This window comes from Streptomyces sp. NPDC001222 (assembly GCF_042896945.1).
GTDB lineage: Bacteria > Actinomycetota > Actinomycetes > Streptomycetales > Streptomycetaceae > Streptomyces > Streptomyces gibsoniae.
Genome location: NZ_JBIAXT010000037.1, coordinates 22,525 through 37,745, shown reverse-complemented (window position 1 = coordinate 37,745; position 15,221 = coordinate 22,525). Strand labels below are relative to the sequence as shown.

Here is a 15,221-nt window from a genome sequence, read left to right as displayed (position 1 = left end):
TCGTGCACTGGTCCGAATCCGGTCATCTGCCGCACACGGACTCCGGCCACGTCGGCCGGACGGGTTCAGCGCTGCGCGGCCGCCTGGACACCCTTGCCGTTTTCGCTGGTCAGCGTGATCGCACGATGGGTGAGCCGATAGGACAGCGGCCGGGCGAGCCGTTCGGTCAGATTCCTCTCGACGCTCATGAGTGAGCCGTCGCACATCTTGCGGGTGGTCCTGGGACTGCCCAGAGTGAGGTGACGGTCCCGTACCGTCGCGCGCGCGGTGAACCGGTTGCAGCCGAGGCTGCCGGACGCCGTGCCCGCCTTCCGGTCCAGCGTGAACCAGGCCTTGCCGGCGGCCGCGGTCGGCAGCGAGGAGGCGACGTCCTTGTCGACCAGCGCGGTGATCCGCCACCTGGTGCCGTGCAGGGGCGCGTCCCGCTCCCTGGTCAGGCGCACCCGGTCACCGTTCTCGGTGGTGAGGGTGAGCCTGCCGTGGTCGACGGCGGCGGCGAGCGAACGGCCCACGAGGGCCCGGGAGAAAGCCGCCTCGAAGGCCATCGGGTCCTTGGCGCAGGCCATGTCGGTGGCTTCGGCGGGACCGAAGTCGATACGGCCGGCCCGGAGGGCGGCCGGCGCGCCGAAGCTGTTGCAGCCGTAGTTGCCGTGGGCCCGGCCGTGGTCGTCGATCCGGAGGTAGGCGCCGTCGGGGGCCTTCCGGGTGGTGCCGCCCGAGCTGAGGCTCTCCACCCGCCAGTGGACGCCGGTGACGGACGACGGGTCGGTGCGCCGGACGACGGACCCGCCGCCGGCCGAGGCGGATCCGCTGCCGCCGTCCGAGGCGGATCCGGTGCCGCAGGCCACGGCGAGGGGGACCAGGGTCAGCACGGTGAGGGCCAGTCGGTGCTTGTCCATGGGGGTGGGACGGGTGCCGCTCGGGCACGGTTCCACGGTCGCGCCCGGCCGGTCAGGTCATCAGCGGCAGCAGGGCACCGAGGTCGGCCCGTTCACCGCTCGCGCTGACCTTGGCGTCGGCGAGGGCCGAGCCCCATGAGGTACGGCCCGTCGCCAGCCGGATCCAGGTCAGCGGGTCGGTCTCGACGACGTTCGGCGGGGTGCCGCGGGTGTGGCGGGGGCCTTCGACGCACTGCACGACGGCGAAGGGCGGAACGCGCACCTCGGTCGAGGCACCGGGCGCCTTGACCGCGAGCGCGTCGGCGAGCAACCGGGTGCAGGCGGCGAGGGCCTGACGGTCGTACGGGATGTCGAGACCCGGGACGGCGTCGTTCAGGTCGTCGGTGTGGACGACGAGTTCGACGGTGCGGGTGACGAGGTAGTCGGCCAGCGGCATGGCGCCCGCATCGGTGTCGAGCAGCCGGGTGGCGGGCGCCTCCGCGAGGCGCTGCGCGAAGTGCTGCTCCGTGTCGGCGAGGAAGGCGCCGGGGTCGGGGTGCTGCTCGGCCGGTGCGCGGGCGATGTCGGCGAGGGCGGCGAACGGCCAGTCCAGGAGGGTGGCGTTCGGCCGGGCCGGCTCCGGCTTGTCGAGGAAGCGGCCGACGGCCCCGAGGGCCGCGCCGAGATGCGCGACCAGTTCCCGTACGGTCCGGTCCCCGAGCCGGGTGGGGAGCGCGAGTTGAGCGGGGGTGAGGGTGCCCACGGCTTCCCGTACGTTCCCGAACTGGGCGAGGACCGCGGCGCGGGTCCTCGCGGGGTCGTAAGTGCGGGCGCGCTTCTTGGCCGGGGACATGGGGGTGAGCCTATACATGGCGAGGGCCCCGCCCGTCGGAACGGGCGGGGTCCTCACCGTCGTACGGCCGGGGCCTACTTGAGGAGTGCCGGGATGGTCCGCTCGTGGGCCTCGCGCAGTTCCGTCAGCGGCAGCTCGAACTCGCCCTGGAGTTCCACCGTGTCGCCGTCCACGACACCGATGCGGGTGACGAGCAGGCCGCGCGCGCCGCACATGTCGTTGAAGCGGATCTCCTCGGAGCGGGGCACCGCGACGATCGCGCGGCCCGCCGACTCGGAGAAGAGGAAGGTGAACGCGTCGAGCCCGTCCGGCACGATCAGCCGCGCGCCCTTGCCGCCGAGCAGCGCCGACTCGACCACGGCCTGGATCAGACCGCCGTCGGACAGGTCGTGTGCGGAGTCGATCATGCCGTCGCGGGAGGCGGAGATCAGGATCTCGCCCAGGAGTCGCTCGCGCTCCAGGTCGACCTGCGGCGGCAGACCGCCGAGGTGGTCGTGGACGACCTGTGACCAGGCCGAACCGCCGAACTCCTCACGGGTGTCGCCGAGCAGGTAGAGGAGCTGGCCCTCCTCCTGGAAGGCGACCGGGGTGCGGCGGGCGACGTCGTCGATGACACCCAGAACCGCCACGACCGGGGTCGGGTGGATGGCCACCTCGCCCGTCTGGTTGTACAGGGAGACGTTGCCGCCGGTCACCGGCGTGCCCAACTGCAGGCAGGCGTCCGCGAGTCCGCGGACGGCCTCCGCGAACTGCCACATGACGGCCGGGTCCTCGGGTGAGCCGAAGTTCAGGCAGTCGGAGACGGCGAGCGGCTTGGCGCCCGTGGTGGCCACGTTCCGGTACGCCTCGGCGAGCGCGAGCTGCGCGCCCGCGTACGGGTCGAGCTTCGCGTACCGCCCGTTGCCGTCGGTCGCGATGGCGACACCGAGCCCGGACGTCTCGTCGATCCGGATCATCCCGGAGTCCTCGGGCTGGGCGAGGACCGTGTTGCCCTGGACGAAGTGGTCGTACTGGGAGGTGATCCACTTCTTGGACGCCTGGTTGGGGGACGCCACCAGCCGCAGGACCTGGTCCTTCAGCTCCTCGGACGTCTTGGGCCGCGGCAGCTTGTTCGCGTCGTCGGCCTGGAGGGCGTCCTGCCACTCGGGGCGGGCGTACGGACGCTCGTAGACCGGGCCCTCGTGCGCGACCGTGCGCGGGTCGACGTCGACGATCTTCTCGCCGTGCCAGTAGATCTCCAGCCGGTCCCCGTCCGTCACCTCACCGATGACGGTGGCGATGACGTCCCACTTGGCGCAGATCTCCAGGAACCGGTCGACCTTCTCCGGCTCGACGACCGCGCACATGCGTTCCTGCGACTCGCTCATGAGGATCTCCTCCGGCGAGAGCGTGGAGTCGCGCAGCGGTACGTCGTCCAGGGTGACACGCATACCGCCGGAGCCGTTGGAGGCGAGCTCGGAGGTCGCGCAGGACAGACCGGCGGCGCCGAGGTCCTGGATGCCGACGACCAGCTTCTCCCGGAAGGCCTCCAGGGTGCACTCGATGAGCAGCTTCTCCTGGAAGGGGTCGCCCACCTGGACGGCCGGGCGCTTCGACGGCTTGGCGTCGTCGAAGGTCTCGGAGGCGAGGATCGAGGCGCCGCCGATGCCGTCGCCGCCGGTGCGGGCACCGTACAGAACGACCTTGTTGCCCGCGCCGGAGGCCTTCGCGAGGTGGATGTCCTCGTGCCGCATCACACCGATGGCGCCCGCGTTGACCAGCGGGTTGCCCTGGTAGCAGGCGTCGAAGACGACCTCGCCGCCGATGTTGGGCAGCCCGAGGCAGTTGCCGTAGCCGCCGATGCCGGCGACGACGCCCGGCAGCACGCGCTTGGTGTCCGGGTGGTCGGCCGCGCCGAAGCGCAGCGGGTCGACGACGGCCACCGGCCGCGCGCCCATCGCGATGATGTCGCGGACGATGCCGCCGACACCGGTCGCGGCGCCCTGGTAGGGCTCCACATAGGAGGGGTGGTTGTGCGACTCGACCTTGAAGGTCACCGCGTAGCCCTGGCCGACGTCGACGACACCGGCGTTCTCGCCGATACCGACGAGGAGCGCGTCGGACTGGGGGGCCTTCTCACCGAACTGGCGGAGGTGGACCTTGGAGGACTTGTACGAGCAGTGCTCGGACCACATGACCGAGTACATGGCGAGCTCGGCGCCGGTGGGGCGGCGGCCCAGGATCTCGACGACCCGCTCGTACTCGTCCTTCTTCAGGCCGAGTTCGGCCCAGGGCAGCTCGACGTCGGGGGTCGCGGTCGCGTGCTCGACCGTGTCCAGAGGCGTCCGGCTCATGCGCCCACCAGCTTCTTGAGGATCGACGTGAAGAACGGGAGCCCGTCGGTACGGCCGGTACCGATCAGCGGCTCGACGGCGTGCTCCGGGTGCGGCATGAGGCCGACGACGTTCCCGGCCTCGTTGGTGATGCCGGCGATGTCACGGAGCGAGCCGTTCGGGTTGAAGTCCAGGTAGCGGAAGACGACCCGGCCCTCGGCCTCCAGCTTGTCGAGCGTGTACTCGTCGGCGACGTACCGGCCGTCCATGTTCTTCAGCGGGATGTGGATGTCCTGACCGGCGGTGTAGTCGCTGGTCCAGGACGTCTCCGCGTTCTCCACCCGCAGCTTCTGGTCGCGGCAGATGAAGTGGAGGTGGTCGTTGCCGAGCATCCCGCCCGGGAGGAGGTGGGCCTCGGTGAGGATCTGGAAGCCGTTGCAGATACCGAGGACCGGCAGACCGGCCTTCGCCTGCTCGATGACGGTCTCCATCACCGGAGAGAACCGGGAGATGGCACCGGCGCGCAGATAGTCGCCGTAGGAGAAACCGCCGGGCAGCACCACGGCGTCGACCTGCTTGAGGTCCTTGTCCTTGTGCCAGAGGGCGACGGGCTCGGCGCCGGCGAGGCGGATCGCGCGCTGTGTGTCCCGGTCGTCGAGGCTCCCGGGGAAAGTGACGACGCCAATACGAGCGGTCACTTGGCGGCCTCCGCCACTTCCTCCACCTTGACGGTGAAGTCCTCGATCACGGTGTTGGCGAGGAAGGATTCCGCAAGCTCGTGGATGCGGGCGAGCGCGGCGTCGTCGACCGGACCGTCCACCTCGAGTTCGAATCGCTTTCCCTGACGTACATCGGAGATGCCTTCGAAACCGAGCCGCGGCAGGGCGCGCTGGACCGCCTGGCCCTGGGGGTCGAGGATCTCCGGCTTGAGCATGACGTCGACTACGACGCGTGCCACTGGCACTCCCGGTGTGTGGTGCTGAGCAGGTTCCTTCAGACTACCCGCACAAAATTTCTACTCGCGTAGATTCGTAGCTTCCTACGTGAGCCCCATCACGATCGCGCAACGCCGGGCGGGCTCCACACGGAAAATCCTCGGAAAAACCGCAGAAGAGCGCGGCGAAGCATTGCCCGGTGGACACGCGGACGTATTCAGCTGGTCTTCACAATGCAATGCCGGGCACTGTACAAAGGAAATGGCAATAGCCGATACTTTGCCCAATTACTGCCGGACAGTCGACATCTCCCCGGCATCCCCGGACGTCCGCGCACGTCATGGCGGATGAGCGCGGAGGTGCCGCACGAAGGGACCGATATTCGTGGCGCAGCGTGTCGTGGTCACTCTCTTTGACGACATCGACGGCTCAGAAGCGGCGGAAACGATCGTCTTCGGACTGGACGGCAAGTCGTACGAGATCGACCTCAATCAAGCCAATGCCAAGAAACTGCGTAAGGTGCTGGCACCCTACGTCGAGGCCGGCCGCAAGAAGGCCAAGTCCGGGAAGGCGTACACGCACACGGCGCTGACCCCGGACCCGGCCGCCGTCCGCGCCTGGGCCCGTTCCAACAAGATGGACGTGCCGCCGCGGGGCCGGATCCCGAAGAAGGTCTACGAGGCGTTCGCCGAGTCGCAGTGAGGGACGGCGGGGCGGTCGAGGGCGCCGGTGCGTCCGTCGGCTGCTGAACTGCCGGGGCTGGTGTGACGGTCGGGGTTGATGTGGCCGTCGAGGTGACCGCCCCGCCGGAGACCACTGTGCCGGTCGGGGGTCCCTCCCGGCGGCACTCCGGCGCCGACGTCCCTGCACCCGCGCCCTGGTGGCGGCGTACGGCGGCCGCCATCCCGGCCCGCTCGCAACCGACTTGCGTTGCACCCCAGGTGATCAGCTAAAGTCTGGAGCACGCCGAGGGGTGAGGCCGAGAGGCCGAGACCCGAGGAGTCACGCGGGTGTAGTTCAGTAGCAGAACACCCCCTTTCCAAGGGGGAGGCGCAGTGTGCAATCCCTGTCACCCGCTCCACGGCACCGGCTCAACCAGTCTTCTGGATCAGGTAAGCTGGTGCTTGCACCGATCGGTGAGAGCCGGTCGGGGGCAGTGCGGACGTAGCTCAGTTGGTAGAGCGCAACCTTGCCAAGGTTGAGGTCGCGAGTTCGAGCCTCGTCGTCCGCTCCACGGAGCAAAGGCCCCGGTCAATCGACCGGGGCCTCTCTCGTGTGCGCGCCCGACCCGGCGTAGGACGGGGCGCGCCCGACCCGACGTAGGGCCGGACGAGCGTCTGACATTTGTCATGCCGAGCGATGACATCGCGCACTGCCGCCGGTCTCGGCACGCCGGGACGCTTGAAGCATGAACGCGAACGAGCGTGACGAAGTGATCCAGGTCACTGACCTGCGACGAGTGTACGGGGGCGGCTTCGAAGCCGTGCGCGGAATCACCCTCTCGGTGGCCCGCGGCGAGCTCTTCGCGCTCCTCGGCACCAACGGGGCGGGCAAGACCTCGACGATGGAGCTGCTGGAGGGTCTCGCACCGCCGACCGGCGGCCGGGTGCGGATCCTGGGACACGATCCGTACGAGGAGCGGGCGGCCGTACGCCCCCGAATCGGAGTGATGCTCCAGGAGGGCGGTTTTCCCTCGGAGTTGACGGTCACGGAGACCGTCAGGATGTGGGCCGCCTGCACAAGCGGTGCCCGCCCCACGGGCGAGGCACTGGAACTGGTCGGCCTCGCCCACCGGGCAGGCGTCCGGGTGAAACAGCTGTCCGGGGGCGAGAAGCGACGCCTGGATCTCGCGCTCGCGCTGCTCGGCCGCCCCGAGATCCTCTTCCTGGACGAGCCGACCACGGGCCTGGACGCCGAAGGACGGCTGCGCACCTGGGAGCTGGTCCGGGAGCTGCACGCCGAGGGCACCACGGTCCTGCTCACCACGCACTATCTGGAAGAGGCGGAGGAGCTGGCCGACCGGCTCGCGATCCTGCACGAGGGACGCATCGCCGTCTGCGGCACCCCGGCCGAGGTGACCGCCGCCCAGCCGTCCCGGATGTCCTTCGAACTTCCCGAGGGGTACTTCCTCGGAGACCTGCCGCCCCTTCGGGAACTCGGCGTCACAGGCCACGAGACCACCGGTCGCACGGTCCGCCTGCGAACGCACGAGCTGCAACGCACCGCCACCGCACTGCTGCTCTGGGCCGACCGCACCCATGTCGAGCTGCGCTCGCTCGACATCCGCCCGGCCTCCCTCGAGGAGGCGTTTCTGCACATCGCCCGTGAGGCGAGGGAGGACACCGGCCGAACGCCCCACGACGGACCACGAGACGGCAGGGCCGCGAGCACGGCGGCCGGCAAGGAGGCGGCGGCATGAGCGGTGTCACGACCACGGGCGGCCCCACACCCCTCACACGACTCGGCGCCCTCGCCCGCGCCGAGCTGAGTCTCCTCGGACGCAACAAGAGCGTGCTCACCACGGCGGTGCTCGTGCCGTCCACCCTGCCTCTCGCCACCCGGCCCGCGGTCGAGCGGATGGCCCACAAGGCCGACGGGCTCACACCCGGCACGATGGTGATCATCGCCGCGATCGGCTTCTCCCTGCTCTTCGCGGTCTACGCGGCACTGGTGAGCACCTATGTGGCACGCCGGGAGGAGCTGGTCCTCAAGCGGCTGCGCACCGGGGAGCTCACCGACCGCGAGATCCTCGTCGGATCCGCGCTGCCCGCCGTGTGCATCGGCGTCGTGCAGTGCGTGCTTCTGGCCGTCGGCTGCATGGCCTTCCTCGACGCCGGGGCACCCCGCGCACCCCATCTCGCCCTCCTGGGGCTCGCGTCGGCGCTGGTGCTGTGCGCGGCGCTGGCCGCGCTCACCGCCACCTTCAGCAGATCCGTCGAGAGCGCACAGGTCACGGCGCTGCCACTGCTGTTCGTGTCGATGTTCGGCTCCGGCATCACCGTCCCGACGGACCTCCTCCCCCACCGTGTCGCCTCCCTCTGCGAACTGCTGCCGCTGTCACCGGCGATGCGCCTGATACGCGGCGGCTGGACGGGCGGCCTCTCCGCGCACGCGTCCCTCACCGCCGGGGCGATGGCGGTGGCCTGGACCGTGCTCGCGGTGTTTGCTGTACGACGGTGGTTCCGCTGGGAGCCCCGGCGCTGACCTTGGCCGGCCCACACCCGCCGGGACCGGACGCGGACAGGACATGGGGAGCAGGCGGTCGTACGGCCGTCGACCGCGGTTGATCGGGGGACGAAGGACGTGAGGGAACCGGCAACCGGTGCACCCGGGACCGGCGACGCGGTGGCGATGACCCGGGGCAGGAGGACGACCGGGAGCCCGATCGCGTCGGCGACGGGGGAGCGAGAGACCGGCGGACAGACACCCGCCACCCGGCTCGAAGGGGGGAACAGGATGATCGGACGACTCAGGGACTGGCAGCGCCGCACCTGGCACGACCGCAGCAAGGCGGCCCGAGTCGAGCTGCAGAGCGTCATCGTGACGCACTGCACGTTCTGGGTGTTCTCCCTGTCCTGGCTCATGCTGCCGCTGTTGTCCGGACTCCACCCCGAGCCGGTTCCGCGGCTCCTGGGCGGACTGCTGCTGCTCCTGGGTGCCCTCCAGTGCGCGGTGGCCAACCGGTGCGTCCGGCCCGTCCTCGATCACTATCTGGGCCGCGCCGAGCTGCCGCCGCGCGCCCTGCGGGCACCGGTCGGGCTGCTGGTACTGGGACTGGCGCTGCTCGTGGTGCTCGACCTGCTGGACGCAACCCCCTCGATCACCGTCCGGCTCGTGCTCGGTGCCACGCTGATGCCCTTCGGGATGCTGTACAGCCTGCTGGTGCCGCTCCGGGTGTTCCTCCGGCAGACCGCGGTCCTCGCCGCCGTCCTCGCCCTGGTGCTCGGGCTGACCCGGCTGGACGCCATGGCAGCCCTGGGGTCGGCCGTCATGGTCGGGTTCGTCGGCCTCTTCTGCCTGCTCACCTCCCGGTGCGGGGCGTGGACCCTGTCCGTGCTGTGGGAGGCCGATCGCGCCCGGGAGATCGAGGCCCAGCTCGCCGTCGCCGAGGAGCGGCTGCGGTTCGGACGTGATCTGCACGATGTGCTCGGGCGCAACCTCGCCGTGATCGCCCTCAAGAGCGAACTCGCCGTCCAGTTGGCGCGCCGCGGGCGCCCCGAGGCCGTGGAGCAGATGATCGAGGTGCAGCGGTTGGCCCAGGAGTCGCAGCGCGAGGTGCGGGAGGTCGTACGCGGCTACCGCGAGGCGGATCTCGGCAAGGAACTGGCCGGTGCCCAGGGGGTGTTGACGGCCGCCGGGATGGAGTGCACGGTGAGCGGCTCGGCCGCCGGACTGCCGCCACTGGTGCAGTCGGCGCTGGGCTGGGTGGTACGGGAGGCGGCCACCAACGTGCTGCGCCACGGGGACGCCCGGCGCTGTGCGGTGACCCTCGAGATCAAGGAAGGGCGGGCCGTGCTGTCCGTGGAGAACGACGGGGCACCGAGACCCGGACCGGAGCTGGGAGCGGGGCTCATGGGACTGCGGGAGCGACTGTCCAAGGTCGACGGCACCCTGCGGGCCGGACCGGACGGGCGGGGCTCCTTCCGGCTGACCGCCGAGGTGCCGCTCTCCCCCACCGAGTCCTTCGTCCCGCCCCGCACCGTGAGCGAGGTCACTCCATGACGTCTTCCCCACCGATCCGGCTGCTTCTGGCGGACGACGAACACCTCATCCGGGGCGCGCTCGCCGCGCTGCTGGCCCTGGAGGACGACCTCGTGGTGGTCGCGGAGGCGGCGACCGGTCCCGAGGCACTCGCCATGGCCCGGGCGCACCGGCCCGACGTGGCGGTGCTGGATCTTCAGATGCCGGGGGCCGACGGTGTGAAGGTCGCCACATCCCTGCGGGCCGGACTGCCGGAGTGCCGGGTGCTGATCGTGACCAGTCACGGTCGGCCCGGGCATCTGAAGCGGGCGCTCCAGGCCGGTGTGCGCGGGTTCGTCCCCAAGACCGTCAGCGCGCAGCGGCTCGCGGAGATCATTCGCACCGTGCACGCCGGACACCGTTATGTGGACCCGGACTTGGCCGCGGACGCGATCTCCGCCGGGGACTCCCCGCTGACCGCCCGCGAGACCGAGGTGCTCGAGCTGGCCGCCGACGGTGCGCCCGTGACGGAGATCGCGGAGCGGGCCGCGCTGTCGCAGGGGACCGTGCGGAACTACCTGTCGTCGGCCGTCTCGAAACTCGGGGTGGAGAACCGTCATGCCGCGGTGCGTCTCGCACGGGAGCGAGGTTGGGTATAGTTGCTCTCGCGCTACGGCGCAATGCGGACGTAGCTCAGTTGGTAGAGCGCAACCTTGCCAAGGTTGAGGTCGCGAGTTCGAGCCTCGTCGTCCGCTCCACGGAGCAAAGGCCCCGGTCAGTCGACCGGGGCCTTTCCCGTGTGTGCGACGGGCGGCCGTCAGGCCCAGCTCACGCCCGTCAGACGCTCGTACGCCTCCACGTACTTCGCCCGGGTCGCCGCCACGATCTCCTGCGGCAGCGGCGGCGGGGGCTGCTCGCCGGCGCGGTCCCAGCCGGCGGCGGGGGAGGTCAGCCAGTCCCGGACGAACTGCTTGTCGAACGACGGCTGGGAGTGGCCCGGCTCCCACAGGTCGGCCGGCCAGAAGCGGGAGGAGTCCGGGGTGAGCACCTCGTCGGCGAGGACGAGGGTCTCACCCTCGTACCCGAACTCGAACTTGGTGTCCGCCAGGATGATCCCCCGCTCGCGGGCGATGCCCCGGGCACGCCCGTACACCGCGAGGGTCGCCTGCCGCAGGTGGGCGGCGGTCTCGGCGCCGACCTGGCGGGCGACCTCCTCGTAGGAGACGTTCTCGTCGTGCTCGCCGACCGCGGCCTTGGTGGCAGGCGTGAAGATCGGCGCGGGCAGCTCCGAGCCGTCCACCAGTCCCTCGGGCAGGGCGAGGCCGCAGACCGTGCGGGACTCCCGGTACTCGACGAGGCCCGAGCCGGTCAGATAGCCCCGGGCCACGCACTCCACCGGGATCATCCGCAGCGACTTGCAGACCAGGGTGCGGCCGGCCCAGTCGGCGGGGGCACCGGGCGGGAGCTCGGTGCTCAGGACATGGCTCGGCACCAGATCGCGGAGCTGGTCGAACCACCAGAGCGACAGCTGGGTGAGGATCCGGCCCTTGTCCGGGATCTCGGTCGGCAGCACCCAGTCGAATGCGGACGTACGGTCACTGGCGACCATCACGAGGTCGCCCGCCTCGTTCTGGTACAGCTCGCGCACCTTTCCGGTGTGCAGATGCACCAGACCCGGCACCTGGACGGGCTCGGGCTTTACGACGAATCCGGACACGGTTCCTCCCCGTGGTTCTGTCCAATCGGCTCGATTCTCCCGTATGCGAGGAACGAGCCGAGTACGGGGTGGGGTCGCGGAGGGATCAGTCCCGCTTGCAGATGCGGTCGAGCAGGTTCGCCGTGGCCTGCTGGACCCGGGTGTCCGTGTGGCCGGGGCGGTCCAGGGCGGGGGACCAGGCGAACGTCCCGGAGGCGAAGACCAGGGCTCCGGACGGGGCCCGGTAGAGGGAGGTCTCCTGGTGGCGCAGGGCGCCCTCACCGTCCCGGTACGGGGAGTGCGCGAGCAGGATGCGGCCCTGGTGCTCGGGCAGTGGGGCCCGCGGGAAGTAACGGTCCGCCTCGCCGGCGACCATCCCGTCCAGTTCGTCGCCCTCGTGGGCGCCGGTCGACTCCCACAGCCAGTGCTCGGCGTTGCGGACGACGAGGGGATGGGGCTCGGGGACCCGTCCCGCGTACTGGATCCCGATCATCTCCTGCTCGGGACGGTCGATCTCCCGCCACAGCGCGGCCCTCCCCGGGCCGCGGCGCTTGCGGCAGGTGAGCAGCCGGTCCGGGACCCCGGACGGGGAGGGGCTCAGCTCCACCTGCCAGTACATGGTGTTGGCGGACAGGAACACCAGCGAGGTGCCGTGTTCGCGGGCGAGTTCCACGGTGCGGCGCATCTGCGTCGACCAGTACTCGTCATGGCCGGGGAAGACGAGGCCGCGGTAGCGGGTGGGATCGACGCGGCCCGCGTGCAGATCGCGGGCGTCGGCGTAGGCGATGTCGTAGCCGTAGCGCTCGGCCCAGCGGATGAAGTCGTAGGCGTGGCCGACGTGCAGCGGCAGTCCCGCGCCCGCGTACGGGCGGTCGAAGGAGACCGTGGTGGCCGCGTCGGCCTCGCCGAGCAGCCGGCCGTCCTGGTCCCAGGCGTGGTAGAGGCTGGCGCCGGTGTGCCCGTCCTCCGGATAGAGGTTGTACGCCTGCCAGGTGATGTCGGGCAGCAGCAGGAGCAGGTCCGCCGGGCGGCCGTCGCGGACGGTGAAGGGCACGTGGGAGCGGTAGCCGTCGGCGGTGGTGAGGACGGCGACGTACGCGCCGATGCCCCAGTACGAGGGGACCTGCAGCCGCCAGGAGAGCCACCAGTGGTGGCATGAGACCGTGCGGTCGGCGGTGAGCGGGGGCGGCTGGACGATGCCGGAGAGGCGGGGGCTGGTGGTGATCTTGGAGGCTCCGTCGCCCCCGTAGTGCCCGATCCGGTACACGTCGACGGCGAACTCCTGGGGCGGGTCGACGGTGATGTGGAAGTCGATGGCGTCGCCCGGCGCCACCGCGCCCGTCGAGGTGAAGCCCTTGATCTGGCGGTGGACGTCGTCGGCCGACCGGGGGCCGCTGGTGCGGGGCGCCGGGATACGGGTGCCCTTGGCGCCCTGGGAGGGGATGTGGGCCGGTGCCGGATCCACGTACCAGGGGACCACGTGTCCCGTGTCGTCGAAGTACGTCTCACTTCCTCGGAGCCAGGGGACGGGGCCCTGGCCGAAAGGATCCGTCACGGCATGTGCGAGAGCGCCCGACTCCCAGCGGCGGATGTGCTCCGACCCCATGTGATGTCCCCTCCCTCGTCCCCCGTGAGCCGTCCTCAGCCCTTGCTCCGGCATGTGCCTCGTGCGCGATCGGTCCCAGCACATCACATTACGCACGCACTCCGTCACCGTTCGTCGTGAATTGACGTGAACGGAATGGGATTCTCCGGCCAGGGGTCGGGGTCGCGGACTCGAAGGTCCGGCATCCGCGCAGGTGGGCGGCGGTGGAGGTGCCGACCGGTGGGGCGGATGCGGACGGGAGCGGGCCCCGGGTCGGCGCGGGCCGAGGGGTCGCGGGCGCCGTATGGCCGGATGTCAGACCAACCGGACCGGCTTCTCGGCGCGCACCCCCAGGTTCAGCAGCCAGGTGCGCAGCGGGGCCGGATCGCCTTCCTCGACCAGGGTGAGCACCCGAGGCGCCAGATCGGCCGTGCGCTCGCCCCTGACCAGCAGGGACGGCCCGTCCAGCCAGTCGAGCCCCGGCACCGCTCCGGCCGTGTCCATCGCGGCGCAGCACACCATCGCGGTGACATGGTCCACGAGCAGTTCCCGGCCGGTGCGGGGCGGCTGGAGCGGGAACAGCGGCAGCACCCCCTCGTCCCACAGCGCCGGGACCGGGCCCGGCGCCTGTCCCGCCTCACCGCCGCCCGGTGTCCGGCCGACGGCCGCCTCCTCCCGCACCATGGCGGCGCTGAGCCCGGCGACCAGGGCGGCGGCGCGCACGCTGGCGACCACCCCGTCGTCGTCGGGAGTCGTGGGCACCGGCGCCTCGCCCTCGGTACCGGGCGCCCGGACCGTCAGATACTCCAGGACCCGCTCCAGCGTCGGGCCGTCCGCGCCGGGCACCGTCCTGGGTGTGGGCTGGTGGACGCCCAGGGCGTCCAGGACGCGCTGAAGGCGGGCCGCGTCCGTGCGCCACTTGCGGTCGACGACCTCCTCCGGGTAGTCGCGCCAGTCCACCGGCGCCCACTGCGGGCCGGGCTCGGCCGGACCCCCGTGGAAGAGGCGGGCCGCGAGCAGCGAGGCCGCCTCGTCGATGGCCCCGGGCTCCTCGAGCAGATCACAGGCCGGCCGCTCGCCCAGCCGGGAGGCGAAGCCCTCGGCCAGCCGGTCCCGGCGCGACAGTTCCGTCAGCGCCGCGACCACACCCGCGTCCAGCCGTGAGGGCCAGCGGCCCATCCGCCAGGCCGGCAGGGCGACCCGGGTCAGCAGGCGGTCCCAGCCCGCGTACGCCAGCCCGACCTGTTCCTGCGCCACGATCCGCAGACCGTAGTCCACGGCCTGTGCGCGCTCGGCCGCGGCCGCCGCCACCCCCCGCTCCATCTCCGCCGCATGCGCCCGGCAGCTCCGCAGCAGCAGGCGGGCCACCCAGCCGACCCCGGCGAGCAGCGTGCGTATGGGCGGGCTGTGCTCGGGCGCGGACGTCACGGCCACGGCCGCGTCCAGTCCTCGTACGAAACGGCGGGCCGCCGCTATGTCGGGGTGCGCCGACGGGCCCGTGCCGGCCACGACCGGGGCGAGGACCGCGCGCAGTTCACCCACCCGCATCCACCACAGGAACGGCGAGCCTATGACGAGCACGGGCGCGGTCGGGGCCCGGAGGGGCCGGGGGGCCGACAGGCCGCGTATCCCCCCGGGCGCGGCCGGCTCCTGTCCGCCGCGGGGCGGCGGGCCGTGGGCGCGGTGGGTGCGATCCTCCAGCCAGCTGTCGCAGTCGGGCGTGAGCGCTATCGCGGACGGGGCGGGGACGTCCAGGCGGTCGGCCAGGTCCCGGACCATCCGGTACAGATCGGGGGCCGCGGCCTCCGAGAGCGGGACCGTCGGGCTGACGGCCGGGCGGGCGCGGGCGACGACGAGGGCGATACCGGCGGCGGAGAGCAGGACGACGGCGGCGACGGCGGTCACGACCCAGCGGGTGATCACCCAGTCGTGGCCGCTGATGTGGCCGGTGGACTCACCGGCCAGGAGCACGACGGCGACGGCGGCGGGCAGCAGGGCGACGGCCAGCGCTCTGCCGCGGATCCGCAGCACGGCAAGAGCCCGTGAGCGCGCGCCCTGCGCGCCCGCCTCCACACCCATACCGGTCACGACCGGACGTCACCCCCTCTGTCCCGCCTCTGCACAGCCCGCCGGCGTCCGGCGCGGCCTGCGCCGTGACGGTCTCCGTCGTGTCCGGCGCGCAAGTCGTCGCCGGACACCCGTGCGTTGCTCACTCCCCCACTGTGGCACCCGCCACTGACATCGCAATGCCGGTGGGCCAAGTGCCGGAACGGCTTGCGCCG

The 15,221-nt window shown here is 71.6% G+C and carries 13 protein-coding genes and 3 tRNA genes; 8 read left to right on the top strand and 8 right to left on the bottom strand.

Annotated elements, in window-relative coordinates:
• Window positions 1–65: 65 nt before the first annotated feature.
• From ACFY2Z_RS34775 to purS, 5 genes are all read right to left on the bottom strand, one after another.
• Window positions 66–899 carry an META domain-containing protein gene (locus ACFY2Z_RS34775; protein ID WP_390747999.1) on the bottom strand — a complete coding sequence of 278 codons (834 nt, stop codon included), beginning with the start codon at window positions 897–899 and terminating at the stop codon, window positions 66–68.
• A gap of 52 nt (window positions 900–951) precedes the next feature.
• Window positions 952–1,731 carry a sterol carrier family protein gene (locus ACFY2Z_RS34770; RefSeq protein WP_390747998.1) on the bottom strand — a complete coding sequence of 260 codons (780 nt, stop codon included), beginning with the start codon at window positions 1,729–1,731 and terminating at the stop codon, window positions 952–954.
• 74 nt (window positions 1,732–1,805) lie between these two features.
• Window positions 1,806–4,064, bottom strand: coding sequence for a phosphoribosylformylglycinamidine synthase subunit PurL (gene purL / locus ACFY2Z_RS34765; RefSeq protein ID WP_390747997.1), 2,259 nt, complete (start codon window positions 4,062–4,064; stop codon window positions 1,806–1,808).
• Window positions 4,061–4,741 (bottom strand): phosphoribosylformylglycinamidine synthase subunit PurQ, encoded by a 681-nt coding sequence (gene purQ, locus ACFY2Z_RS34760; RefSeq protein ID WP_355917988.1) that lies wholly within the window; start codon window positions 4,739–4,741, stop codon window positions 4,061–4,063. The genes purL and purQ overlap by 4 nt, the downstream gene beginning before the upstream one ends.
• Complete coding sequence (purS, locus tag ACFY2Z_RS34755) at window positions 4,738–5,001, bottom strand: phosphoribosylformylglycinamidine synthase subunit PurS (RefSeq protein ID WP_108956272.1); 264 nt, start codon at window positions 4,999–5,001, stop codon at window positions 4,738–4,740. Before purS ends, purQ begins: the two co-directional genes overlap by 4 nt.
• Before the next feature lie 361 nt (window positions 5,002–5,362).
• Between purS and ACFY2Z_RS34750 the strand changes: the two genes are divergently transcribed.
• The 8 genes from ACFY2Z_RS34750 to ACFY2Z_RS34715 all read left to right on the top strand — a co-directional run bounded on the left by ACFY2Z_RS34750 (window position 5,363) and on the right by ACFY2Z_RS34715 (window position 10,416).
• On the top strand, window positions 5,363–5,680 hold the full coding sequence (locus ACFY2Z_RS34750) for an Lsr2 family protein (RefSeq protein WP_311695854.1): 318 nt from the start codon (window positions 5,363–5,365) through the stop codon (window positions 5,678–5,680).
• A 304-nt stretch (window positions 5,681–5,984) separates the two neighbouring features.
• A tRNA-Gly gene (locus ACFY2Z_RS34745) sits at window positions 5,985–6,059 on the top strand.
• A 77-nt stretch (window positions 6,060–6,136) separates the two neighbouring features.
• Window positions 6,137–6,212: transfer RNA gene (locus ACFY2Z_RS34740), tRNA-Gly, on the top strand.
• A gap of 174 nt (window positions 6,213–6,386) precedes the next feature.
• Window positions 6,387–7,397 (top strand): ABC transporter ATP-binding protein, encoded by a 1,011-nt coding sequence (locus ACFY2Z_RS34735; RefSeq protein ID WP_390747996.1) that lies wholly within the window; start codon window positions 6,387–6,389, stop codon window positions 7,395–7,397.
• A complete protein-coding gene (locus tag ACFY2Z_RS34730) occupies window positions 7,394–8,182 on the top strand; it encodes an ABC transporter permease (RefSeq protein ID WP_390747995.1) in 789 nt (262 codons plus the stop codon). The genes ACFY2Z_RS34735 and ACFY2Z_RS34730 overlap by 4 nt, the downstream gene beginning before the upstream one ends.
• Before the next feature lie 252 nt (window positions 8,183–8,434).
• Window positions 8,435–9,700, top strand: a complete 1,266-nt coding sequence (locus ACFY2Z_RS34725; RefSeq protein WP_390747994.1) for a sensor histidine kinase — start codon at window positions 8,435–8,437, stop codon at window positions 9,698–9,700.
• Window positions 9,697–10,317: a response regulator gene (locus ACFY2Z_RS34720; RefSeq protein ID WP_390747993.1), complete on the top strand. Its 621-nt coding sequence runs from the start codon at window positions 9,697–9,699 to the stop codon at window positions 10,315–10,317. The genes ACFY2Z_RS34725 and ACFY2Z_RS34720 overlap by 4 nt, the downstream gene beginning before the upstream one ends.
• Before the next feature lie 23 nt (window positions 10,318–10,340).
• Window positions 10,341–10,416, top strand: a tRNA-Gly gene (locus ACFY2Z_RS34715).
• 59 nt (window positions 10,417–10,475) lie between these two features.
• Here ACFY2Z_RS34715 and ACFY2Z_RS34710 read toward each other — a convergent pair.
• The 3 genes from ACFY2Z_RS34710 to ACFY2Z_RS34700 form a co-directional block, all read right to left on the bottom strand.
• Entirely contained in the window at window positions 10,476–11,375 is a 900-nt protein-coding gene (locus ACFY2Z_RS34710) for a phosphoribosylaminoimidazolesuccinocarboxamide synthase (RefSeq protein ID WP_390747992.1), read from the bottom strand.
• Window positions 11,376–11,460: 85 nt separating this feature from the next.
• On the bottom strand, window positions 11,461–12,960 hold the full coding sequence (locus ACFY2Z_RS34705) for a N,N-dimethylformamidase beta subunit family domain-containing protein (RefSeq protein WP_390747991.1): 1,500 nt from the start codon (window positions 12,958–12,960) through the stop codon (window positions 11,461–11,463).
• A gap of 294 nt (window positions 12,961–13,254) precedes the next feature.
• Entirely contained in the window at window positions 13,255–15,018 is a 1,764-nt protein-coding gene (locus ACFY2Z_RS34700) for a hypothetical protein (protein ID WP_390748025.1), read from the bottom strand.
• Window positions 15,019–15,221: the final 203 nt, after the last annotated feature.